Here is a 21,724-nt window from a genome sequence, read left to right as displayed (position 1 = left end):
AAAGTTAGCAGAAATTATAGATGCGAGCGCAAGCATGGCTTTTAGTCATACTTTAAGTGCAGTATTAGCAAGAACAAAAAAACAGTGGATTGGTCAAACTGTTTATTCATCAAAGTATTTGAAGAGTATGTATTCGATAATTGGACAAACATTTCATTTTGTAGAGAAAAAACTACAAAGAGCACTATCAATTAGTGCCCTTTGTAAAAATTACATAAGTAACGAGCTCATGTTATAAAGAGAGGTAGAATTTAATATATTCGCAATTTGATTAAATGGTGAATATAAAAAAGCAGCTAGCTCAAGCTAACTGCTTAGCCCCAAGGAAGAGAGAGGAGCGCTATATTAGGTCTAAGGCTGAAATAAGGGTTTTAGATGTTAAGACCTAAATATAGTATGGATTTCACTTCGGAAATTATGCATATAAATTGTGTTCCTACAAAAATGGTTAAAAAACAAAGCAGCTAGCTCAATTAGCTAGCTGCTATTCCTGGTTCAGTCGCAGCAATTATATCTCTTTGTAAAATTGAAGCGATTTTACCACCAGCTACAACTGTTACTGCTGAGTTTGATTTTAACGGTATTGACGTAGCAAATAAAGCATAATTTTGCTTGTTTTTTGTGTGAGGTCATTCATAAGAATGGCTTTTTATTTTGTACAAAAGGGAATAAATGTTTCATATAGAAATAAATTTGAAGGTATATAAAAGGTGGATGAAAGGAGAATAAGAATGATTAGGCTAAAATACTTTACTAGAAATGATTTCAAACAATTAATAAATTGGATTGATTCCGAAGAATTTTTAATACAATGGTCAGGAAATGCATTTACGTATCCGCTAGATGAACAGCAATTAGACAGTTATATAGAGAGTACAAATTATGAAAATGCAAATACACTTGCTTTTAAAGTAGTAGATGAAGAGACTAAAAAAGTTATTGGTCATATTTCTCTTGGGCAAATAGACTATATAAATATGTCTGCCAGGATTGGAAAAGTATTAGTCGGTGATACAAATATGAGAGGACGTTCTATAGGAAAGCAGATGATGAAGGCTGTACTAAATATTGCATTTAAAGAATTAAAACTGCATAGAGTTACTCTTGGTGTTTTTGATTTTAATACTTCAGCCATTACATGTTATGAAAAGATTGGATTTGCAAAAGAAGGATTGTTAAGAGAGGTCAGGAAAGTAGGAGATACGTATTGGAACTTATGGGAAATGAGCATGTTGGAATATGAATGGCAAGAATAAATAATAAATGTTTATTATAATTATATTATGTTAATTAAAATTAAAAGGGTTTGGTGGGAAATCATGAATAAAAAACAAAAATAATTACAATTGCAGAAAATAGCGGTCATTATATTCAAAAAGATGAGCCGCATTATGTAATAGATGCTGTGAATTGGATTATAAACGTCAGGGAGTGATAAATGTGCGGACTTTAGTTTAATACAATTGGCAAGTAAGAGATGATCGGTTTAAATGGTGTGATCAACTTACAGAGGAAGAATTACTTCGCAAACGTGTTGGAGGCGCTGGGAACATTTTAGAAACGCTATTCCATATTATAGATGTAGAGTATAATTGGATCGGTGATTTGCAAGGAAAAGAAGATAAAGAGCCAAAGTTTAAAGATTATAAATCACTTCAAAAAGTGAAAGCGTTATCTGATTTATATAAACAGAAATTAGATGATTTTGTGCAATCATGGACGGATAAAGATTATAGGTATGGTGAAGTGTTACGACATGTAATTGTGCATGAAATCCATCACATTGGTCAGCTATCTATATGGGCGAGAGAATTCAACCTTCAGCCCATTTCAGCGAATTTAATTGGAAGGGGATTATAAATACAGGGGGAGACTTACAAATGTATTTTTAGTTAATTGTTATATAAAAGAGGATCTCTTAATTGAAATCCTCTGATTTTTTTTGTCGTATATGTATAAACATTAAGATTGTAATGATGAAGAAAATCATAATCGTTTGTATAAATAAATTTTCAAACTGACGCAATGTTGTCCAAGATGTAACAGCGTCTTTAAAAGCTTGGAGTGCAGAATAGGAGGTAGGTTCAAAACCGTATTGAAGTAACTTTTTTGTTTCAATAAAAGAGGTGCTTTCTTCATTGGCTTCTAAAATTATAGAAATAAGTCTTTTATCTCCTTGTTTTGCTGTACCAACAAAACTATAATTACCGTTAGTTGAAAAACTAGTTTGTAAGCCATCAACACCTTTGAGCTTAATGTTTTCATCAAGGGAATAAATCATTTTATTTGTGTTGAAAACTTGAACATCTTTGAAGGTAAATCGGTAAGAGGGTAGTTTAGTAATAGTTAATACATCTGGATAATCTTTTATTAATTGCGCTGCTAATTTGGATGCGTCTACTGCAGTAGTAATGGAGTGTTTATTCTTATCTCCATTTATTCCAGTAGAATTTATAAATGGAGATTGCTGAGATAACTTAAGTTTTTCTGCTTTTTCATTCATTAACGTTGTAAAATTATCCTCATTTCCAGCAATGTGTTCTGCTAGTGCAAGTGCAGAACGATTGTTTCCTGTTAATAGTAATGCATGAAGTAGATCACGAACGGTTGTTTTATCCTTTGATGTTACTTGAATAGGGCTCGTTTCTGTTTGAAAAACTTCGTTACTTATTTTTACAGGTTCATCTAATTGTATTTTGCCGTCATGAAGTTGTTCCAATACGATATACTCCGTCATTAATTTAGTTAAAGTGGCTGAATGAATAGGCGTACTTTCATTTTTTTTATAAACAACTTCACCTGAAGTAGCATCTATTAAAATAGCTGATTTAGCTTGAGTAATTGGTCCATTTACATAAAGATAAAAATATAAAACGATAAGCGCAGTGATAAGAAAAGATAAAAATAAAATTGCTATTTTTTTAAAGAATTGCATAAACGATCCTCCTACTATTACATCAATATTACTATTGTAAAAAGGAATACTTAATTAGGAAGAAAGAAAAGGTAAAGAATTTCTAAAGAATTTCAAGGAATTATTAAATTTTGGACATTTATGGAAAACGAAAGGTTCAATTTCTTATATGCTAAGAAATTGAACCTTTCAATGTGTCGTATTAACATTTGTATGGAAGTAACTTCACAGTGAAAGTTGTTTTTTCATCATCACTATATACTTCAATCGTTCCTTTATGCAGTTCCACAATACTTTTTGCAATCGCTAATCCGAGTCCAGATCCACCCGTGTTTGTGGATCGTGATTTTTCGACGCGATAAAAACGTTCAAAAATATGAGGTAAATCAGTACTTGGAATAGGTTGTCCGTAATTTGTTATATCAACAGCAATCATATTATTGCTTTCGTAAGCAGTAATGTCAATATGATCTCCATCATTTCCATAAGTAATAGCGTTTATGATTAGATTTTCAAACACACGTACTAACTTATCTCCATCAGCTAGTACCATTAGTTTTTGAGGTGGGAAGGAAGGGCGACATTCAATATTAGCTTCTTGAAGCTGTATCCGAAATTGGACAGTTAATTGTCCTAGCAGTTCTACCATATCAATGGGAACAGAATTTAAACTTAACTCTTTGTTTTGAACACGTGTATACTCAAACAAGTCATTCATTAATGCGTTGAGACGAGTTACTTTATCGTAAATGACTTGTATGTAATGACGTAATTCAACTTCATCTCTATAATTATCATGATGGATTAAATTTACATATCCAACTATAGATGTAAGAGGCGTTCGTAAGTCATGTGATACATTCGTAATCAGTTCGCTTTTTGCTTGTTCCGCCTGTCTTTCTTCATCAATTGATACTTTTAACTGTTCAACAATTTGATTAACGCCAGTTGCTAATTCTTCTAAATAATGATGGTGTACAATAGAAACTTTATGATTAAAGTTTCCACTCGCAACATATCGAATTTCTTCAATCATTTTTTTAATACAAGTTTCATAGTAAAGCTTTCTTTCATGACGATAAAAAATGTAAAGGTAGGATGAGAAAATAGAAAATAAAAACAAATAAGAAACGATCATCATCCATAAAGATTCCTTTATCCCTCTATACTTTTCATAACCAAAAATTCGAATAAACTCTTTACCTAATTCGCTTAGAGTAAGTGAACTCTCAACTACACTCGTAACGAGACGATATATAATTAATTCGGTAATAGGGGTAAGTGTAATGGCTAATATAAGCCAAAAAATAATTTTCCATTTTGGAACATCTTTTAATATATCAAATGCTTCATTTCTCAATTTTATAGCCTACCCCCCAAACAGTATGAATAAATTTATCTCCATTCATTACAGTTTCAAGTTTATCTCGTAAATTACTAATGTGTACCATTACCGTTTTATTAGAACCATAACCATCTTCATTCCAAACGCGTTCAAATATTTCTTCAGAGCTAAATACTCTTCCAGTATTACTCGCGAGCAAATACAAAATATCAAATTCAATAGAGGTGAGCTTAATATATTCACCATTTACTTTTACAGTATGATTATGTTTATGTATTTCAACTGTACGAATACGAATAATACCATCTTCATTCTTTTGTGTAGCGGCGTTTTGGAAAGAGGATCTTCGTAACAAAGCTTTTACTCTAGCGACTAATTCTAATGGATTAAACGGTTTAATCATATAATCATCTGCGCCAGTCATAAGTCCTAATATTTTATCCATATCTTCAGCCTTAGCACTAAGCATAAGGATAGGTACAGTGTTATTTTCACGAACTTCTTGACAAACTTCTAATCCGTTACGTTTTGGCATCATAATATCCAAAATCATAAGGTCAACTGCATATGTAGAGACCATTTGTAATGCTTCATCACCATCATAAGCTTTATAGATGTTGTAACCTTCATTTCGCAAATAAACTGCAAGCAATTCTACGATATCTTTATCATCATCAATTATTAATATATTCTTATTCATTATAAAATTAGTTCCTTTCCTTACAATTAATCAACATTACTATAATAACAAACATTTAAGTATTTTGTAGTAAGGATTCCATATAAAATTTCATGTAACGTAATAAAAAGAAATAAAACCATTTATAACGAATACAAAATAAGAGGGATATTTAAATTCTATATTATAATGAAAGTTAGTTATAAGGAGAACTTGCGATGCTGTATAGTGATCTATATTCATTTACTTCAACTGGAAAAATAGAATATGATATAAAAGCTTTTCTTTTAAAATACAATAAAGAAATTACATATAAACATTCTATTCGTGTGGCAAATGAAGCACGGGAAATTGCGGAAATGTTTCATGAAAACGAAGAAAAAGCAGCGATTGCAGGGTATTTACATGACATTAGTGCAATCTTTCCGAACGAGGAGCGGATTGCAGTTGCTGAAGAATTTGGAATCGAAATACTACAAGAAGAACGGAAATTTCCAATGATTATTCATCAAAAATTATCGAGAGTAATTGCAAAAGAGATATTTAGAATAGTAGACGAAGAAGTTTTAAATGCAATCTGTTGCCACACTACTTTGCGTAAACATGCAACGAAGATGGATTTAGTATTATTTGTTGCTGATAAAATAGAATGGGATCAAATAGGAACACCATCATATTTAACTGAAATAAAAAAAGGATTAGAAAAATCTTTGGAACATGCTGCTTTTGTATATATTTCATATTTGTGGGAAAGAAAAGATACTTTAAAAGTCATACATCCGTGGCTAGAAGAAGCATATTGGCATTTAAAAGAAATTGTAGAGTAGAAAGGATATAAAAATGCAATTAAGAGAATATATGAATCAAACATTTCCAAGAGTTACATTTGTACCGTACATATACTTTCAGTGGGAAAATCATCTGCATTTTGATTTTGGAAAAGATAAATATCAAAATATAGAAGGAACCGACGATTTAAACATGGAATACTTCTCTCAACTATATACATGTAATAAATACTTATTTGAAGATATATTTTCAAAAGAAGATACCGTCTTTTTGGTCACAAATGTTTATCGATTTAAACAGGAAAATATAAAAAACCCGCAGAAAATAAATGTATATAATAGATTTATTAAAAAGAGGAATTTAAAGTTTCATATAAGACAAGAAACATTACCTTTTCTATTTGAATATGAAGAAGCCGACTTATATTGTACATATCAATTTTCTTTAAAATGTCTTGCGGAAGATATTAAATATGAACCGCTTATTGAAGCTGCTAATCATAAAGATTTCCCAGATCTACGTCCACGCCTAGGACGAAAAAAAGAAATTTCATATCCAGATGTATTTTTTATAAATGTAACAAAGGATATTATCATGTTTATTTATGATGATAGAGGATGTGAAGTAATCGCGAAGAATAAAGAAATGATACGGAATTTATATGAGAAGTATAAAGAGTGGATACCAGATTATGAACGAGAAAGTATAGCTGACTTATTTAAATGAAAATAGGAGGAAGTGAAGTGTGTAATGAAAAGGATAGCAATTGTATCTGCATGGGAACCAGAGCTTACGTATTTACATCAACATTATCCAAGTGAGCGTGTAGAAAAAAAAGCAGCTTGGGAATTTCATTTTCATTCTATTAATGAATTAGAAGTTATTTCAGTCGTAACTGGTGTCGGTAAAGTAAGTTGTGCTAGTTGTGTGCAACTATTAATAAGTGAATTCCAGCCAGACCAGTTATTTATGACAGGAATTTGCGGGAGCCTATCAGATAAAGTGAAAAATGGACACATCGTTGTAGCTCTTAATACTTTACAGCATGATGTTACAGCGGCTGGTTCAGGAGAAGATAGTTTTAATCTATATGATGGTAGAACAGCACCTATTGAAACAACTAAATCACTTGTAAAACGAATGAAGAAATTGCGTTCGTATGACCCAGTTCATTTTGGTACCTTTTTATCAGGAGATCAGCGTATTCGTAGTTCAGAAATGAGGTATTTACTGCATACTGTTTACGGTGCTTTAGCCGTTGATCAAGAAGTGGCAGCATTCGCTTATGTATGTCGTATAAATAAAAAACCATTTCTATGTTTAAAGGCTGCTTCAGATCAAGCGAATGATAAAACGAAAGTAGAACAAAAGATTTTTAAAATGTTAGCATGTGAGCGAGCATGTGAGCATTTAATTACTTTTTTACGTGTTTATGAGATTACTGTAGTTAACAATGGATAGTTAGAGGGTTCTAATAATGGAAAATACAAATAAAATAGCGATTCTTGGTGCGAATGGAAAAGCCGGACAATTCCTAGTAAATCAAGCGTTAGAAAAGGGCTATCAAGTACGAATATTAACGAGAAATTCTAAAAATATGACGATAACTAATGAAAATATAGAGACTATCAGTGGAGATGCCCGTGATTTTTCAGCCATACAGGAATTACTTCAGGGGTGTAAAGCTGTGATTAATGCGGTAGGTCAGCCGAGAAATGAACCTTATATTTTTAGTACAGTTACGAAGCATATTTTAAAAGTAATAAAGGAATATGAAATGAAGCGCTATATTCTTATTTCCGGAGGCTCCTTAAATGTAAAAGGAGATCAGAAGGGAATTATAAATAAAATAGGGGCTAATTTGTTTCGATTTTTTCTTCCAAAGATGATGCAGGATAAATATAAAGAATTGCAAAGTATACAAAGTAGTGATGTAGATTGGACAATTGTTAGATTACCATTTGTTATAGAGGGGAATAGTATTGGAAATATAAAAGAAAGTTTAATAGATATGCCAGGAATCAAAATTAAGAATGGAGATATTGCACCGTTTGTTATAAAACAAATAAATAGTGAGACATATGTAGGGAAATGTCCACTTATTTCAAATTGAGAGGTGAATTACAATTGCTTACGTATTATGGTGAACTTTGTACAAAGATATATGAAAGTGATAAATCAATTGCGAGTGGAAAAGAATTGGATTTTTATCTTTCTTTTGCAAAAGACAAAAACATACAAGTGTTAGAACCAATGTGTGGAAATGGTAGAATGTTAATTCCTTTTATGCAAAATGGTGTGAATATAGAAGGATTCGATATTTCGAAAGATATGCTTAAAGTTTGTAAAAATAAAGCAGAAAAATTAAACTTAAAACCGGTTGTGTCACAAGGAAGAATAGAAGAATACTATAGTGATAAAAAATACGATCTTATTATGATTCCTATAGGTTCATTTTCACTTTTACCAGATAATTTAGTAGACATTAGTCTTCGAAATATGAAAAACAACTTAAAGGAAAATGGAAAATTACTTCTTACTGTTGTACAAGGCGGAAGTGAAACAGAACAAATTCTAGATTGGATAGAGACAAATAGAAAAGAAATTAACAATGAATTAATTGTTGAGTATAGAAAAGTATCATATGATGAGGCGCAAAAGCTTTTAAATATGAAATTGAAATATGAAATCATTCATGATGAGAAAATAGTAGAAACTGAGGTTATGGATTTTCCTATAAGACTATATGAATTAAAAGAATTTGAAAATATACTTATTGCTAATGGATTTAGTCAAATTGTTGTTCATGAAATAAAGGATGGATATGGTGAAGGGAATTCATTTCATGTGTTTGAATGTAGTATATAACTAGTCAAAGCGGAGGATTATACTTATATGATTCAATACAAAAGATGTAGTGAAGTGAGTATAGATTTAGTGTACGAAGCTTTTAAGGATGGATTTTCAGATTATATTATTAAAATGGATGTTTCAAAAGAAGATTTTATAAAAAGGTTTTTTGGGCCAGAAGGCAATTTGTTAGAACACTCCTTTCTTGCTTTAGATGGTGATAAATCTGTTGGTGTAATACTTGGTGGTATAAAAGTTTATGAAAGTATAAAAACAATGCGCTGCGGAACGTTAGCGACCCATCCTAATTATCGCGGTGTTGGTATTAGTCAAAAGTTGTTTGAACTGCATAAAGAAGAGGCGATTCAAAATGGATGTAAACAACTTTTTCTTGAAGTAATTGTTGGAAATGATCGAGCAATTAATTTCTATAAAAAACTAGGTTATGGAAAAATATATGATCTTTCTTATTATAATTTAATAGAATTATCAAAAATGAAAGTTGGAAAATCGAAAAATATAGAAATAAAACAAATTGATTTCCAAGAGTTTAAAAGTAAATATAAAGATTGCTTTAGCTTTCATATTAATTGGCAAAACGACTTTGATTATATTGAAAAAACAAATAATATATTTTACGGTGCATATGTCGATAATAATTTAAAAGGATCTGTATGTGTAAATGAACATGGGAAAATTAGCTTTATATTTGTAGATAAAGAATACAGAAATAATGGTATTGCGACGAAATTATTACATGTAGCAAGTGAAGAATTGAAGTTATTAAGTTTATCTATTAGTTTTCCTAATAATGGGTTACTTCAGGGGTATTTGAAGAAATGTGGGTTTGAAAAAAACTCTTTAGCACAATATGAAATGTACCATTTATTATGAAAGTAGCAGAAAGAATTCTTTCTGCTTTTTATTTTGTCAGGAGGAGAATATAATATGGAATCTGTAAAACAGGTAGCATTAACATGTATTATTCATGATCCAAATGCGAGTTTATTATCTACAATAAAAGAACTAAAAGAGGAATTGCTAAATTTAAATTATAACCAGAAATATATAACAATCAATTTTGGAGCTAAAAAAACTTTTTGAATTAATTGGGAGGTAATAGAGATTTCTTTTTCAAATGAAATCATGTAAAATGAAAGCAGAACATATATTCGTTTCAGGTGAAAAGGAGGCTAATTAATAATGTTAGCTGTAATAAATAAACAAAGTAATGAATACGTAGTACAATTTGATCGTCATCTTCCATATTCGATAGAAGGAGTTTGGTCTGTATTAACAGATAATAATAAGTTAAAAAAGTGGATGTCTAACTTACAAATAGAAGACCTTAGGACAGGTGGAATTATAAAGTTTGATATGATGGATGGTACATTTATAAATATTGATATCTTAGAATGTCAAATAAATTCAGTTTTAGAATTCACATGGGATAAAGATCGTGTCCGATTTGAAATACATAAAGAGGAAAATGGTTCACTTTTATTACTTAAAGAATTTATTCATGAATTAACAGATCATACACCGAAAGATATAGCGGGTTGGCATATTTGTTTAGATCTTTTTTCTTCTGTTTTAGAGGGAGCAGAAAAAGAATTTTCAAAAGATGAGTGGGAATATTGGTTTGATAAATATAAGGTTAAGATCGATGAGTTAAAAGGATAGTAATGATATAATTGATATTTATTGTATAATTATTATCTTATAAAAACGATTTTTAAGAACGATAAGAATAGAGGTTAATATGAAAGTAAATCAATTAATTGCAAACAATATAAACAAATTAGACGCAGAAATATCAGTAAACAAATCATTTGGAATTGCCGGTTTGTCTGGATCTGGTAAAACAACTTTTTGTCAAACAATTGGTGAGGAATCAAAAAAGCGTCTTGTTTCATTATTACCAAAAGCTGAATATCAGTATTTATTTCCCAATATTATGGAGACCAATTTCAGTGCAGTTAAGATTGAAGAGATGCCTTTAGTTCTCTTTTTAGGGAAATCATCAATTTCTTCCAACCCGCGTTCTACAATTGGTACCCATACGGGCGTATTTAAAGAGATTCGTGAGAAACTTGCTGAAAAATTCAATCTTTCCCCAGAGGTCTTTTCATTTAATAATCCATTAGGGTGGTGTCCTGGTTGTAAAGGCCGAGGCACAACTAAAAATATTGAGTGTAAAAAATGTGAGGGCAGACGTTATAGTCAAGAGGTTGAACAATATACAATTGAATTGTTTGATAAACCACATACTATTTCTGATATTAATGATTTAAGTGTTGAATTTATTCTTTCATTAGCAGAAGTTTTAAATATTAGTGAAGCGAAGCAACATATTCTTCAAAACCTTATCAATATGAATATTGGTTACTTAACTTTAAATCGAATAATGGGTACATTGTCAGGTGGAGAAGTAACACGACTTTACTTGGCGGAATTTATGGCAGTAAGTGAAAATACTGTAATTATTATTGATGAAATTTCAGTAGGGCTCGATCATCAAACGTTATTGAAAATTTTAGAAGAGATTAAACAATTAGGGTGTAAGAATCAAATTTGGCTCATTGATCATTCAGATACAGTGCTGGATACAACTGATGAACAATTGTTCTTTGGGCCAGGTAGCGGGAAATATGGCGGAAAAATTGTTGAAGAATCACCAAGGCCAGAGCCAATACTTTGGGAACGGAATCAGAAAATACCAATAGAATATTATTCGTTCCATGATTTATATTGCCGCAATATTCAAATGGATGAGTTCCAAATCCCTAAAAATAGACTTGTAACTGTTACGGGTGAATCCGGTTGTGGTAAATCTACACTTGTCAATGAATGTATAGCTAAAGATTTCTTGAAACGATATCCAAAAGATAAACTTGTTATGGTAGGTCAAGATCGAAATCAATCAATTACAAGTCGATCAACCGTTGCGACTTTTCTTGATATTAAAAAGAAACTTACTAAATATAGTGAAGATATAGATGATATTTTTGAACGCTCGATTGAGGATATCATTGATGAACTTCCTAATGAAGATATCGCTTATAAACGCTTGAGCCTACTAATCAAATTAGGGCTTGGCTATTTAACATTAGAACGAAAAACACAAACTTTATCAACAGGTGAGTTTCAATGTATACATTTAGTTTCGGAGTTATTTGCAAACTCAAGAAACCCACATACACTATTTATTTTTGACGAGCCTTCAAAAGGTTTATCACAAAATATTTTAAATCAATTTATTGATAGTGTTAGGGGTATTTTACAAGATGATTCAGTCTCAATCGTAATGATTGAACATAACGCTTATATGCTAGAAAGCTCTGACTTTATCGTTGATTTTGGTAAAAGACAGCTTGCATCTGTAGAACATCTTGATATTGTGAGTCATGATGAGTATTATCGTCAAAAAAATGATATAGATAAAGTTGGTCCATTGCAAATTTCTTCTACTCTTAATCAACAAAATGGAATTCACTATTTAGAAGAAAATCATATTGCTTATTTTAAAAATGCAGAAAACATCTATAAGGGTGGTATTTTAAAAAGTTTATCTTCAATGGCACGATTAATTTACGGTGAATTCGAATCTGAAACTATTGCACCGGTTGTTGCTATTGATCTTGAAAGACATTTGTATAGTCAGTATAGTTTCCTGTATGAGATTGGTGGATTGATTAATCATATTGTCGCTGCTCATCCGACTAATAAAGATACGAGAAGTTTTGATTTCTATTCACAGGATAATCATTGCCCATCTTGTTCAGGACGCCTTAAGATTGAAATCTTTGATAAAGAGATTACGATCCAAGATAAAAATGTTCCATTTTGGGATGGTTTATTCTATCCAGAAATCATGAAAGTATTAAAGTTTTATCAGTATGAAAAAATAGAATTTCTATTTGAAGAAATTAAAAATGAGCTTGGTCATGATTTGTCAAAGAGCTACAATGATATGTCAGAAGAAGAAAAACATACATTTTGGTACGGATATTTTGAAAAATCATTTTATGATAAAAAAGGGAAGACACGTAGAACGTGGGTAGGATTTAATACGATCATTGGTGGATATATTGTTATTTCAAAAGCAGCTATTAAAGAAGATATTAAGACTTCTAAAGAAATGATGACATGTCCAATTTGTGAGGGAACGGTTTTAAATCATCATAAACCGCTTAAATTTGAAAACTCAGATATTCGCGAAATAATCAATCAGCCTATAACTGAAGTGTTGAAAACAGTTGGTGATTTACCAGCACTCGTTAAATTGAAATCTATTGTTGGTGGCGATATAAGATTGACAGAAGATGTTTCTTTATTGCCAAGAAAAGTACAAGTTGCACTGAAAATGTTCGAATTAGAACAAGCAAGCTTTTCAAATTATGAAATGGTGTTACAAAATGTTTTACCATTTTGGGATGAAATAAAAGGAAATATAGAATCAATTAGCGTCAACAATCAAGTAACTATTTGTGATTTTCCGCATGTTTATGAAACGAGAGAAATCATTATAGATAAGTATTTCACAAATGGTAAATATAAAAAACTAACATATGTATACGAAGCATTTGGTTACAAAAAATTAGTTACCCAAATTAATAAAATTAAAAAAAGCAACCCATGTCCATTCTGTAATGGAAAGAAAGTTATAACCGAAGATAATCTGCATGATGGCGTATTTAAATTAACAATTCCATGTGTAACTTGTAATGCAAGTGGTATCAATGATGAAGGACTTAAAGAAATTGTTGATGACATAGACGTGCAAACATGGTTGACTGGAAAAGTAAGTGATGTTGTGGATGAAAGCTTACGAACGGAGGATGTTGCAGACATTCTAATATTTAATCGAATTCGTGAGTTGAATAAACGAGAAATGATGGCGGTTTATGAATGTCTGGAGAAAAATAGTTAAATTAAAGAAGCTAGTCATCAGTTAGTGATAAAAAACTCATTTGCAAAAATCTGCAAATGAGTTTTTGTTTTGAAAAAGAACTTGTTTGTTTTAAAATGTTGATTTAGTGAGACAAAAGATAAAAAAATCTACTCGTAATACTAAAAAAATCATTCTTAAATTAACAAAAGATTAGTTGAAGCATATAGCAGGTGGGCATATATGTTTAAAAAATTTTTTACTAAGCCTTAGTTGGAAACTATTACGCTACCCTAAATCGGTGAGGTGGAGTGTTAATAGTTTAATAATAATAATTTATTATATAATTATTATTGTATAAAAATAATTTTTCAGGATGATAAATACAACACTAGGTATGATTGTGAATGAAAAGAATCCGAATGTTTTTTGGAGTAAGAATTAGATTTTTTCTGATTTTTTAAATTTAACAGAAATATATACTTGAATGAAGTATATATTTCTGTTAAATTTACCCTATGGATAGAACAAGTTTAATTAAAGGTCATTTGGAAATGTGTGTATTGTCTATTTTGTCTACAAAGAAAAGTTATGGCTATGAAATTATGAAAGAGCTTGAAGTGCACAATTTAAAATTGAAAGGAGTAGGAAGTATTTATCCAATTTTAACTAAGTTAAAAAATCAAGAGTGGGTTAATACTTATCAAGAAGTAACAGATAGTGGTAAGGTTAGGATTTATTATGAAATTAATGAAAATGGAAAGGTACGTCTCGAGAAAAAAATTAATGAGTGGTTAGAATTGCAATCTGATATTCAAGCATTATTAAAAATCGGTTTGAAAGGAGACCTTTTGAAATGAGGAATGAATTAAACGGTAAAGAACAGCAATTTTTAACTGAAGTACTTAAGGAATTAAAGCAATACGATATAAATATAGAAGAAAGGGAAAATATTAAACAACAAATATTAGAACATATTCAAGAATGTCGTGAACATGGTGAGGATAGTATAAATGATCTAGGAACGCCTCAATTATTTGTTCAAGATTTTTTGGAGATTAATGAAATTGATCTGCGAGTAAAAATGAAGCAACTTCAAAATGTAAACGAAAAATCTAGTACATTTAGCTTAAGTGGTATATTCATCGCAGTTATTACTTACCTCATCTCTCAAACTACACTTTCAATATTTTTAACTGAATCATTTAATCCAACTAATAGTAATAATACATTTAATTATAATCTTTTATATCGAATAGCAGAGAATCAGTGGTGGAATTCTGTATTAATAATGATTAGTTTATCTATTTCTGTATTAATACCTATAATCTTAGTAGTTTATAAAAAAAAAAAGTTATCCGATGCAAATTATGATGAAAATATCAAAATATAAATTGTTTCTAATTTGTATCGTTTGTAGTGTATTCATGTTATGCAGTGCATATCCGAAAGTTTACGCTCAGCAAAATGTTAAAGTTACTTTAGATAAGTATATTGAAAAATTCATAAAGGAACAGAACATTCCTGGAGCTTCTGTTGCAATTATACATAATAAAGATGTATTTTTCACAAAAACGTGGGGGATTACTGGAGAGTCTGAAAAAAAGGTAACTAGTAAAACACCATTTGCAATTGGCTCAATAAGTAAATCTTTAACAGCTTTAGCTATTGTAAAGTTAATAGAAGATAAAAAAATTAAATTAGAGGATTCAGTTCAACAACATCTCCCTTGGTTTAAAGTAAAAGATACTCAATTAACCTCAGATATAACAATCCAACACCTACTAACTCATACGAGTGGAATAAGCACATATGAAGGCTTAGCATTATCAGATAAACAATCAAAAATTTCTACAGCATTAAAAGAAAATGTAATGAAACTTTCAAATGTAAAATTAACTGCTCCGCCAGGGCAAAAGTATCAATATAGTAATGCAAATTATATCGTTCTTGGTGCTATTATTGAGGAAGTCACAAAAGAAACCTATTCTTCATATATGGAAAAGTATATTTTTAAACCTTTAAAAATGAATGGTGCAGCGGCAAATAATGATAGTGCATATAAAAAAGGATATTTAACAGGCTACCAATCTTGGTTTGGCATACCAAGAAAAAGTGTAGTGTCCTATGACAATGCTGGAGCACCATATGGTTATATTACTGCAAATTTAGAAGATATGATTCAATTTATTATGTTTTTGAATCACAAAGAGCATACGCAATTTTTAAATAAAGATAGTATGGATCTTTATTTATCACCACTATATAAAGTAGATTCAGAAAAATATTATGGATTTGGACTGAGGACAACAAATATAAATGGAAACGAAAAGATGGTTTGGCATTCAGGGTCAACTCCGGATTCACATGCAGAAATATTTATTTTAAATGAAACTGGCTGGGGTGGTGTGATTTTAACGAATAAAAATCATATTTTAGAAGAAACAGCACTGCCAGCACTGAAAAAAGGTATTATTAATATTTTGAATGGTGAAGAAGCTGTTGGTATACCCAAAAATATACCAATAGTTCAACTTGTTATGTCAATAGTAATTTTCACACTTTTCATTACAGCAATTATGTTAATAATAAAGTATAAATGTAAGAAAATCCGTGAAAAAATGGCTTGGTTTTTTCTAGGGAGTTTGTTACTAATAGTATCTATTATTTTAATTCCACTTCTTATTTATAGTACAAATTCACCGTGGCAGACAATTAAAATGTTTGCTGCAGATGTAGCTTTACTCACTAGTATTATAGTTATGTTATTGACCGTAAATGGATTAATATCAATATGTATTGCGTTGAAAAGTAAATTGGTAAATAAAGCATAAGGGTTTTTAATTATGTAAATATAATATATTAAATAATCACTTAAATTGTTATAAATAGTTGACTCTCACATAATGTCATTGTTTAAGCTTAAGTTGAGCTTCGAATAATTGTAATAAATAGGAGGAACTAATGTTCAAAATAGGGGATTTTTCAAAACTTTCTTCCATTAGCATACGTATGCTGAGACATTACGATAAAGTGGAATTATTACAACCTGAAAAAGTAGATGAACAAAATGGCTATCGCTATTATTCCGCTGCACAATTAAAGAAAGTAAATCAAATTCAAACGTTAAAAGATATGGGATTTAATATTGCTGCTATTAAAGAAATAGTAGAGAGTGAAAATATTGAAGTAATAAAATCGCAATTTGTAAATCGTAGTGCTCAAATAAAGGAAGACATGCACAACCTCAAAAAACAATTACGTTTCCTCGAAGATTTACTGAAAACGATGAGAGAGGATGTTGTTGAGATGAACTATTATGTTTCGTTAAAAGAAATTCCAGAAAGAAAAGTAGCAAGCTTTAGAAAGGTTATTCCATCTTATAATTGCGAAGGAGATTTATGGAGTATTTTAATGCAAGAAATTAATGCGAAAAATATTAATATAGCTAATCCGAGTTATAGTATTGCTATCTTCCATGATCATGAATACAAAGAAAATGATGTAGATGTAGAAATACAGCTACATATTTTAGGGGAGCATGAAAATACAAAAAATGTGTATTTTAAAAAGATAGAGCGATCCCACGTTGCTTCTATAACTGTTAACGGAAGTTATGAACAAATGACAGCTGTAAATGAGGCTGCGGCAAAATGGATTGAAACGGAAGGTTATGAACTAGCAGGACCGATGTTTAATATATATCATGTTAGTCCAGCGATGGAATCGGATCCTACTAAGTGGGTTACAGAGGTTTGTTACCCTATTGAAAAATAGGTAATATGGAAATTAAATAGTGAGATGTAATAAATATAGATATAAGGGGTAATATAGCTTCCTTAATACAAGTTAATATAGGATGGCATTAAATTCCTATAAATCAATGATATGTGTATCCTCCATCGGGAAATAATACATTACCTGTAGTAAAACTATTTTGCATTAAATACATGACAGTATGTGCAATTTCATCATTACATCCAGCACGCTGCACAAGAGAAAGAGATTTATAACCTTCATAAGCAGCTAGTCTTTTTTCGTTTTGTTCATTCTCTCTTTGTATCGCTCCAGGAGAAACAACATTAACTCTAATCGGAGCTAATTCAACAGCTAAAGCTTTCCCTAAGCTTTCAATAGCACCATTACAAGCGCCATAGGCAGCCCCGCCTTTAAGCGGTCTTTGACTAAATGCACCAGACATTAACACGATAGATCCTGAGTTTGAGAGAAAAGGAAGCGCATATTTAACTGCATAATATTGTGGCCAAAACTTTCCAATAAAGCTACTTTCAGCGATTTCGTCAGTAGCAGTTATTGGCCCAAGTGTGTAAGAGGCTCCTGGTGTGAATAAATGATCAAAATTCCCGACTTCCTTGAAAAAATCTTGTAATTGATTTTTATTTTGATTATCCAATACATAAGTTTGAAGGCGATTGTTATTTATTAATTCTCGAGCATCCTTTAATTTTCCCTCCGATCGCCCTGCAATAATAACATGTGCACCTTGTTCAATTGCTTGTTTTGCTGTAGCTAATCCAATACCAGAACTTCCACCAATAATAACGATGCGTTTATTTTTTAATGCAGTAAAAGACATGATTGAGTCTCCCCTTAATATAAGATTTATAATAAAACTGTGTGCTTTTATTATTCTTTAAAATATAACTATTGAAAAGTACGCATTTCATATGTACTTAGTCGCAAATTTCGTACTAATGAAGGGATGTATGGGGAAATTACATGGAAAATTATTTACTATGATTTATGATGTGATGGGAGAGGTGAGAGAATGGATTTACAAGAACCGAAATTAAAAGGAATAATAGCGACATTACAAATAATTGGTAGTAAATGGAAACCGCTTATTTTATTTATTTTGCTAACAGATGGAACGAAACGTTTTGGTGAATTAAAGCGACTAATACCAGATATATCTCAAGGGACATTAGCGAAGCAACTTCGTGAATTAGAACAAGATCAACTAATAAAACGTGAAATTTATCAAGAAATACCACCTAAAGTGGAATACAGCTTAACAGAACATGGAAAAACGGTAAGTGTTGTGTTAGATAGTATGTGTGGTTGGGGAAGAGGCCATTTAGAATTTATTAATAAAAATAAATAGATTATAAAATTATTATGTAAACTAAATTTAGTACTTGGAATTAGTTGTTTTAATAATTTGTATTTTAAGATATATAATTAAATAGTGTTACAGGGTATAATAGAGATAATCTTTCAAATGAGGTGAAGTCGATGTATTACCGTTTTGTTCGAAGTAACTAGTTTCTCGGGCTGGAAAAAACGCGTACCAGCTATCAAGGGAAAAGTATGCCCTTTTTTGAAAAAATCAACTTTGAATTTATTACGGGAATCATCATAATTCGAAATTTAATCCTTTTTTGAAAGGTGGAAATTACAAAATGAATGAATTAGAGTATAAAAATTTTTATAATAAAGTGGGACGAGCAAACGGGTGGGACTTTAGTAAACTGAAGTGTGAAACTGTAGGTGACACTTGGGACTTTTATGGCGAAGTGCAAGAAAGATGTAAATCATCGGATATTTTACTTGATGTTGGCACAGGTGGAGGAGAGAATATATTAAAAATAGCATCTTCAGCTGCATCACTGATTGGAATAGATAATTCTAATGGAATGATCAAAACAGCACATTCTAATTTGAATAAAGCAGGTGTACAAAACGTTGAATTTCTTCAAATGGATTCTGAAGCTTTAACGTTTCCGCATGCTCATTTTGATATTTCTTCAAGTTGTCATGCGCCGTTTGTAGCATCAGAATTAGCAAAAGTAATGAGAAAAGGTGCTTTTTTCTTAACACAACAAGTTAGCGAACATGATAAATTAAATCTCAAAGAAGCATTTGGAAGAGGACAATGCTTAGGCGAAAGAGATGGGACTTTAAAAGAAAAGTATATGAGTGAACTTATTAGTGCAGGCTTTGAGCTTGTGCAAGTACGTGAATATGATGTTACTGATTATTACAGTACGCCTGAAGACCTCATTTTCTTATTAAAACATACGCCTATTATTCCTAGATTTGGAGAAGAGGAAGAGGATTTTAATATTTTACAAAAGTTCATTGACGCTAATAGTTCTGAAAAAGGGATTCGTACGAATTCAAAAAGGTTAATGATAATTGCTGTTAAATCTTAATTACAAATTACATTTATATTTAAAGCTGATTTTCTTTCAAGAGAATCAGCTTTTTTCGTAGAAAAGAATAATTTAGTTCATGTAAGGCAGGAAACGTTTGATAATAACAGAAATAAGTACAGTAATAAATCTGAAAATCAAAATATGGAGGATAATTATTATGAAACGTTACTTCATTAACAATGACTGGATAAATGTACATATTACTGAATGGGGGAATAATGACAAGCCTGTTATTTTTTGTCTACATGGATTAGGTAGTACGAGTTTAAGTTTTATAGAAATTGCAGAGGAATTAAAAGAAGATTATAGATTTATTTCTATTGATGCACCAGGACACGGTAAAACATCTCCATTTGAACGAACGGAAGATTATGAGATGCAGAATTTAGCGCATTGGCTAAATGAAATTGTAAATGCACTTGAAATTGAACATTTTTATTTTCTTTCTCATTCTTGGGGGAGTTTCGTCGCGTTATTTTATTTATTAAATAATCCAGAAAAAGTATTAGGAAGTATTCTTATTGATGGAGGATATCAAACAAAAAGACTTCAAGAAGAAACGCTTCAAGAGGAAATCGCGCATTATGAAAAGGACTTTGATGAATATGTTTTTAATAATTGGGACGAATTTTTTAAAAGTGAAAAAGAAGCTTATACTAGGTGGTCTCCATTATTAGAACTTGCAGTAAAGGACCTTGGGATTGAAATGAATAATAAAATATGTTGGCATGCGAGAGGGACAACAGCTAGAAATATAATAAGAGGTATGCATAGGGATGAAACGATAGATATATACGAGAAATTGCCATCCTATATTGTATTACTTCGAGCTACAATTCCACAAATATGGGATGAGTATAGAGATAAGACAGTAAATATTTTTAAAGAGAAAACTGACAGTGTAGTTAAATTAATTCCTGATACTACAAACATGTTGCATTGGGATAAACCAGAAGTTGTTATAGAGGAAATAAAAAAACGATTCATACTAAAGTTGTAGTTTCTATATGGAAAATCCATCCTTCAGTTTGATTTCATCTATTTATAATTGTAATACAATACGAATAGATAATATGAAATAGAGGGGAATGTAAAGTGATTACACATATATCAGATATAAAATTACAAACGGTTTCTATAGAAGGGGTAAAACAAGTTTATAAGGATATATTATCTTTACCAATAAAAAAAGAAACAGCATCATTTATTCAATTTGAAGTAACACCATACACAACAATTAGTTTCCAGGAAGTATATGAACCAATTGCACCCGCACATTTCGCTTTTGAGATTCCATATTCAAAATTTCATGAAACAGCAAGATGGCTTGAAGGGTCTGGATTACTCATTGCGAAATGGAAAGATGGTCATACAATTGATGAGGAGAGCGGTCTTTTCAATTTATACTTTAGAGATGGCGATGGAAATCTTCTTGAAATTATCGCACATAGCTATGTTGAGGAAAATGTATTAGTTCCACATTCACCGTTAAACATATTATGCGTAAGGGAAATTGGTCTTCCAGTTAAAAGTGTACCCGTATTTACGGAATGGTTGAAATTAAATCTAGACTTGAAAACGAAGGAAGATAGGGATATTTTCAACTTTGTTATTGGTGGGACTGCATATATTGTTGCAACTTGTTGGCAGCGAGCTTGGATTCCAATTGCACTGAAAGCTTTACCACCGAAAGTACATGTATCTTTCGGAACACCGGATTGCACATTTTTAGAAGAAATTCAAAATAACTTTAAGAATAATAGTGTTCCATTTGAATGTAAACATAATGAAGTATCATTTCTTCAGCAGGGATATTCATTTTCTGTTGTGTATACGCCAGAGTTTCATTCTGATATTCCAAGTAAATTAAACTTACCACTTTCTATTATAGGATAGAAAGTGGTAAGTTTAATTTGATTTAAAAAGCTACATTTTATGCATCGTTGACTACTGATAATGAATATTATATACATCATTTAAACGCTGGTAACAATTCATATGATCAAGAATAATTGTGCTAACAGATTTCGTTAGTTTACCATCATCTTTTTTGTAACTGAATAGATTCATTACTGTT

Annotated in this window: 23 protein-coding genes and 2 pseudogenes; 21 read left to right on the top strand and 4 right to left on the bottom strand. The window is 30.8% G+C overall.

Annotation, left to right across the window (positions count from 1 at the left end):
• Nucleotides 1-34: 34 nt before the first annotated feature.
• The 4 genes and pseudogenes from CQZ94_RS30925 (at nt 35) to CQZ94_RS21590 (ending at nt 1,860) form a co-directional block, all read left to right on the top strand.
• On the top strand, nt 35-238 hold the full coding sequence (locus CQZ94_RS30925; protein WP_142395896.1) for a hypothetical protein: 204 nt from the start codon (nt 35-37) through the stop codon (nt 236-238).
• 493 nt (nt 239-731) lie between these two features.
• On the top strand, nt 732-1,256 hold the full coding sequence (locus tag CQZ94_RS21600) for a GNAT family N-acetyltransferase (protein WP_105587017.1): 525 nt from the start codon (nt 732-734) through the stop codon (nt 1,254-1,256).
• Between the two features lie 89 nt (nt 1,257-1,345).
• Nucleotides 1,346-1,435 (top strand): annotated as a pseudogene (locus CQZ94_RS21595) (alpha/beta hydrolase); the annotation flags it as partial.
• A gap of 5 nt (nt 1,436-1,440) precedes the next feature.
• Nucleotides 1,441-1,860, top strand: a pseudogene (locus tag CQZ94_RS21590) (DinB family protein).
• Between the two features lie 58 nt (nt 1,861-1,918).
• On the opposite strand, the gene CQZ94_RS21585 reads toward CQZ94_RS21590, so the two are convergent.
• The 3 genes from CQZ94_RS21585 to CQZ94_RS21575 all read right to left on the bottom strand — a co-directional run bounded on the left by CQZ94_RS21585 (nt 1,919) and on the right by CQZ94_RS21575 (nt 4,959).
• Nucleotides 1,919-2,935 (bottom strand): D-alanyl-D-alanine carboxypeptidase family protein, encoded by a 1,017-nt coding sequence (locus tag CQZ94_RS21585; protein ID WP_105587016.1) that lies wholly within the window; start codon nt 2,933-2,935, stop codon nt 1,919-1,921.
• A 181-nt stretch (nt 2,936-3,116) separates the two neighbouring features.
• On the bottom strand, nt 3,117-4,274 hold the full coding sequence (locus CQZ94_RS21580; RefSeq protein WP_105587015.1) for a sensor histidine kinase: 1,158 nt from the start codon (nt 4,272-4,274) through the stop codon (nt 3,117-3,119).
• The gene (locus tag CQZ94_RS21575; protein ID WP_105587014.1) at nt 4,264-4,959 is read right to left on the bottom strand and encodes a response regulator transcription factor; all 696 of its coding nucleotides are present in this window, start codon (nt 4,957-4,959) and stop codon (nt 4,264-4,266) included. Before CQZ94_RS21575 ends, CQZ94_RS21580 begins: the two co-directional genes overlap by 11 nt.
• 197 nt (nt 4,960-5,156) lie before the next feature.
• On the opposite strand from CQZ94_RS21575, the gene yqeK reads away from it, so the two are divergent.
• The 13 genes from yqeK (at nt 5,157) to CQZ94_RS21515 (ending at nt 17,245) form a co-directional block, all read left to right on the top strand.
• A complete protein-coding gene (gene yqeK / locus CQZ94_RS21570) occupies nt 5,157-5,765 on the top strand; it encodes a bis(5'-nucleosyl)-tetraphosphatase (symmetrical) YqeK (RefSeq protein ID WP_105587013.1) in 609 nt (202 codons plus the stop codon).
• A 13-nt stretch (nt 5,766-5,778) separates the two neighbouring features.
• On the top strand, nt 5,779-6,453 hold the full coding sequence (locus CQZ94_RS21565; RefSeq protein WP_105587012.1) for a DUF3885 domain-containing protein: 675 nt from the start codon (nt 5,779-5,781) through the stop codon (nt 6,451-6,453).
• A gap of 24 nt (nt 6,454-6,477) precedes the next feature.
• A complete protein-coding gene (gene mtnN, locus CQZ94_RS21560) occupies nt 6,478-7,188 on the top strand; it encodes a 5'-methylthioadenosine/S-adenosylhomocysteine nucleosidase (protein ID WP_142395895.1) in 711 nt (236 codons plus the stop codon).
• Between the two features lie 16 nt (nt 7,189-7,204).
• Complete coding sequence (locus tag CQZ94_RS21555; protein WP_105587010.1) at nt 7,205-7,840, top strand: SDR family oxidoreductase; 636 nt, start codon at nt 7,205-7,207, stop codon at nt 7,838-7,840.
• A gap of 14 nt (nt 7,841-7,854) precedes the next feature.
• Complete coding sequence (locus CQZ94_RS21550; RefSeq protein ID WP_105587009.1) at nt 7,855-8,595, top strand: class I SAM-dependent methyltransferase; 741 nt, start codon at nt 7,855-7,857, stop codon at nt 8,593-8,595.
• Between the two features lie 27 nt (nt 8,596-8,622).
• Entirely contained in the window at nt 8,623-9,471 is an 849-nt protein-coding gene (locus CQZ94_RS21545; protein ID WP_105587008.1) for a GNAT family N-acetyltransferase, read from the top strand.
• Between the two features lie 54 nt (nt 9,472-9,525).
• Entirely contained in the window at nt 9,526-9,681 is a 156-nt protein-coding gene (locus CQZ94_RS31280; protein WP_181149534.1) for a hypothetical protein, read from the top strand.
• Nucleotides 9,682-9,780: 99 nt separating this feature from the next.
• The gene (locus tag CQZ94_RS21540; RefSeq protein WP_105587007.1) at nt 9,781-10,260 is read left to right on the top strand and encodes an SRPBCC family protein; all 480 of its coding nucleotides are present in this window, start codon (nt 9,781-9,783) and stop codon (nt 10,258-10,260) included.
• Between the two features lie 79 nt (nt 10,261-10,339).
• Nucleotides 10,340-13,510 (top strand): ATP-binding cassette domain-containing protein, encoded by a 3,171-nt coding sequence (locus CQZ94_RS21535; RefSeq protein WP_105587006.1) that lies wholly within the window; start codon nt 10,340-10,342, stop codon nt 13,508-13,510.
• A gap of 476 nt (nt 13,511-13,986) precedes the next feature.
• Nucleotides 13,987-14,328: a PadR family transcriptional regulator gene (locus CQZ94_RS21530; protein WP_105587005.1), complete on the top strand. Its 342-nt coding sequence runs from the start codon at nt 13,987-13,989 to the stop codon at nt 14,326-14,328.
• A complete protein-coding gene (locus CQZ94_RS21525; RefSeq protein ID WP_105587004.1) occupies nt 14,325-14,861 on the top strand; it encodes a hypothetical protein in 537 nt (178 codons plus the stop codon). Before CQZ94_RS21530 ends, CQZ94_RS21525 begins: the two co-directional genes overlap by 4 nt.
• Nucleotides 14,842-16,302 (top strand): serine hydrolase domain-containing protein, encoded by a 1,461-nt coding sequence (locus CQZ94_RS21520; protein ID WP_105587053.1) that lies wholly within the window; start codon nt 14,842-14,844, stop codon nt 16,300-16,302. The genes CQZ94_RS21525 and CQZ94_RS21520 overlap by 20 nt, the downstream gene beginning before the upstream one ends.
• A 130-nt stretch (nt 16,303-16,432) precedes the next feature.
• The gene (locus CQZ94_RS21515; protein WP_105587003.1) at nt 16,433-17,245 is read left to right on the top strand and encodes a MerR family transcriptional regulator; all 813 of its coding nucleotides are present in this window, start codon (nt 16,433-16,435) and stop codon (nt 17,243-17,245) included.
• A 103-nt stretch (nt 17,246-17,348) separates the two neighbouring features.
• Here the strand turns inward: CQZ94_RS21515 and CQZ94_RS21510 are convergent, their stop codons facing one another.
• A complete protein-coding gene (locus CQZ94_RS21510; protein ID WP_105587002.1) occupies nt 17,349-18,065 on the bottom strand; it encodes an SDR family oxidoreductase in 717 nt (238 codons plus the stop codon).
• Nucleotides 18,066-18,257: 192 nt separating this feature from the next.
• On the opposite strand from CQZ94_RS21510, the gene CQZ94_RS21505 reads away from it, so the two are divergent.
• The 4 genes from CQZ94_RS21505 to CQZ94_RS21490 all read left to right on the top strand — a co-directional run bounded on the left by CQZ94_RS21505 (nt 18,258) and on the right by CQZ94_RS21490 (nt 21,543).
• Complete coding sequence (locus CQZ94_RS21505; RefSeq protein WP_105587001.1) at nt 18,258-18,593, top strand: winged helix-turn-helix transcriptional regulator; 336 nt, start codon at nt 18,258-18,260, stop codon at nt 18,591-18,593.
• Between the two features lie 298 nt (nt 18,594-18,891).
• On the top strand, nt 18,892-19,644 hold the full coding sequence (locus CQZ94_RS21500; protein WP_105587000.1) for a class I SAM-dependent methyltransferase: 753 nt from the start codon (nt 18,892-18,894) through the stop codon (nt 19,642-19,644).
• A 160-nt stretch (nt 19,645-19,804) separates the two neighbouring features.
• Nucleotides 19,805-20,647 carry an alpha/beta fold hydrolase gene (locus CQZ94_RS21495; protein WP_105586999.1) on the top strand — a complete coding sequence of 281 codons (843 nt, stop codon included), beginning with the start codon at nt 19,805-19,807 and terminating at the stop codon, nt 20,645-20,647.
• A 95-nt stretch (nt 20,648-20,742) separates the two neighbouring features.
• On the top strand, nt 20,743-21,543 hold the full coding sequence (locus tag CQZ94_RS21490; RefSeq protein WP_105586998.1) for a VOC family protein: 801 nt from the start codon (nt 20,743-20,745) through the stop codon (nt 21,541-21,543).
• Nucleotides 21,544-21,724 lie beyond the last annotated feature (181 nt).

The sequence above is a fragment of the Bacillus sp. MYb209 genome, from assembly GCF_002975175.1.
Lineage (GTDB): Bacteria > Bacillota > Bacilli > Bacillales > Bacillaceae_G > Bacillus_A.
The sequence above is the reverse complement of the archived record's forward strand: the minus strand, read 5'-3'. Positions and strand labels throughout refer to the sequence as shown.

Excerpts from the sequence above, each read along its gene's own strand:
- CQZ94_RS30925 (WP_142395896.1), top strand. The coding sequence starts at position 35 with ATGGCTTTTAGTCATACTTTAAGTGCAGTATTAGCAAGAACAAAAAAA.
- CQZ94_RS21600 (WP_105587017.1), top strand. The coding sequence starts at position 732 with ATGATTAGGCTAAAATACTTTACTAGAAATGATTTCAAACAATTAATA.
- CQZ94_RS21585 (WP_105587016.1), bottom strand. The coding sequence starts at position 2,935 with ATGCAATTCTTTAAAAAAATAGCAATTTTATTTTTATCTTTTCTTATC.
- CQZ94_RS21575 (WP_105587014.1), bottom strand. The coding sequence starts at position 4,959 with ATGAATAAGAATATATTAATAATTGATGATGATAAAGATATCGTAGAA.
- yqeK (WP_105587013.1), top strand. The coding sequence starts at position 5,157 with ATGCTGTATAGTGATCTATATTCATTTACTTCAACTGGAAAAATAGAA.
- CQZ94_RS21565 (WP_105587012.1), top strand. The coding sequence starts at position 5,779 with ATGCAATTAAGAGAATATATGAATCAAACATTTCCAAGAGTTACATTT.
- mtnN (WP_142395895.1), top strand. The coding sequence starts at position 6,478 with ATGAAAAGGATAGCAATTGTATCTGCATGGGAACCAGAGCTTACGTAT.
- CQZ94_RS21555 (WP_105587010.1), top strand. The coding sequence starts at position 7,205 with ATGGAAAATACAAATAAAATAGCGATTCTTGGTGCGAATGGAAAAGCC.
- CQZ94_RS21545 (WP_105587008.1), top strand. The coding sequence starts at position 8,623 with ATGATTCAATACAAAAGATGTAGTGAAGTGAGTATAGATTTAGTGTAC.
- CQZ94_RS31280 (WP_181149534.1), top strand. The coding sequence starts at position 9,526 with ATGGAATCTGTAAAACAGGTAGCATTAACATGTATTATTCATGATCCA.
- CQZ94_RS21540 (WP_105587007.1), top strand. The coding sequence starts at position 9,781 with ATGTTAGCTGTAATAAATAAACAAAGTAATGAATACGTAGTACAATTT.
- CQZ94_RS21535 (WP_105587006.1), top strand. The coding sequence starts at position 10,340 with ATGAAAGTAAATCAATTAATTGCAAACAATATAAACAAATTAGACGCA.
- CQZ94_RS21530 (WP_105587005.1), top strand. The coding sequence starts at position 13,987 with ATGGATAGAACAAGTTTAATTAAAGGTCATTTGGAAATGTGTGTATTG.
- CQZ94_RS21525 (WP_105587004.1), top strand. The coding sequence starts at position 14,325 with ATGAGGAATGAATTAAACGGTAAAGAACAGCAATTTTTAACTGAAGTA.
- CQZ94_RS21520 (WP_105587053.1), top strand. The coding sequence starts at position 14,842 with ATGAAAATATCAAAATATAAATTGTTTCTAATTTGTATCGTTTGTAGT.
- CQZ94_RS21515 (WP_105587003.1), top strand. The coding sequence starts at position 16,433 with ATGTTCAAAATAGGGGATTTTTCAAAACTTTCTTCCATTAGCATACGT.
- CQZ94_RS21510 (WP_105587002.1), bottom strand. The coding sequence starts at position 18,065 with ATGTCTTTTACTGCATTAAAAAATAAACGCATCGTTATTATTGGTGGA.
- CQZ94_RS21505 (WP_105587001.1), top strand. The coding sequence starts at position 18,258 with ATGGATTTACAAGAACCGAAATTAAAAGGAATAATAGCGACATTACAA.
- CQZ94_RS21500 (WP_105587000.1), top strand. The coding sequence starts at position 18,892 with ATGAATGAATTAGAGTATAAAAATTTTTATAATAAAGTGGGACGAGCA.
- CQZ94_RS21495 (WP_105586999.1), top strand. The coding sequence starts at position 19,805 with ATGAAACGTTACTTCATTAACAATGACTGGATAAATGTACATATTACT.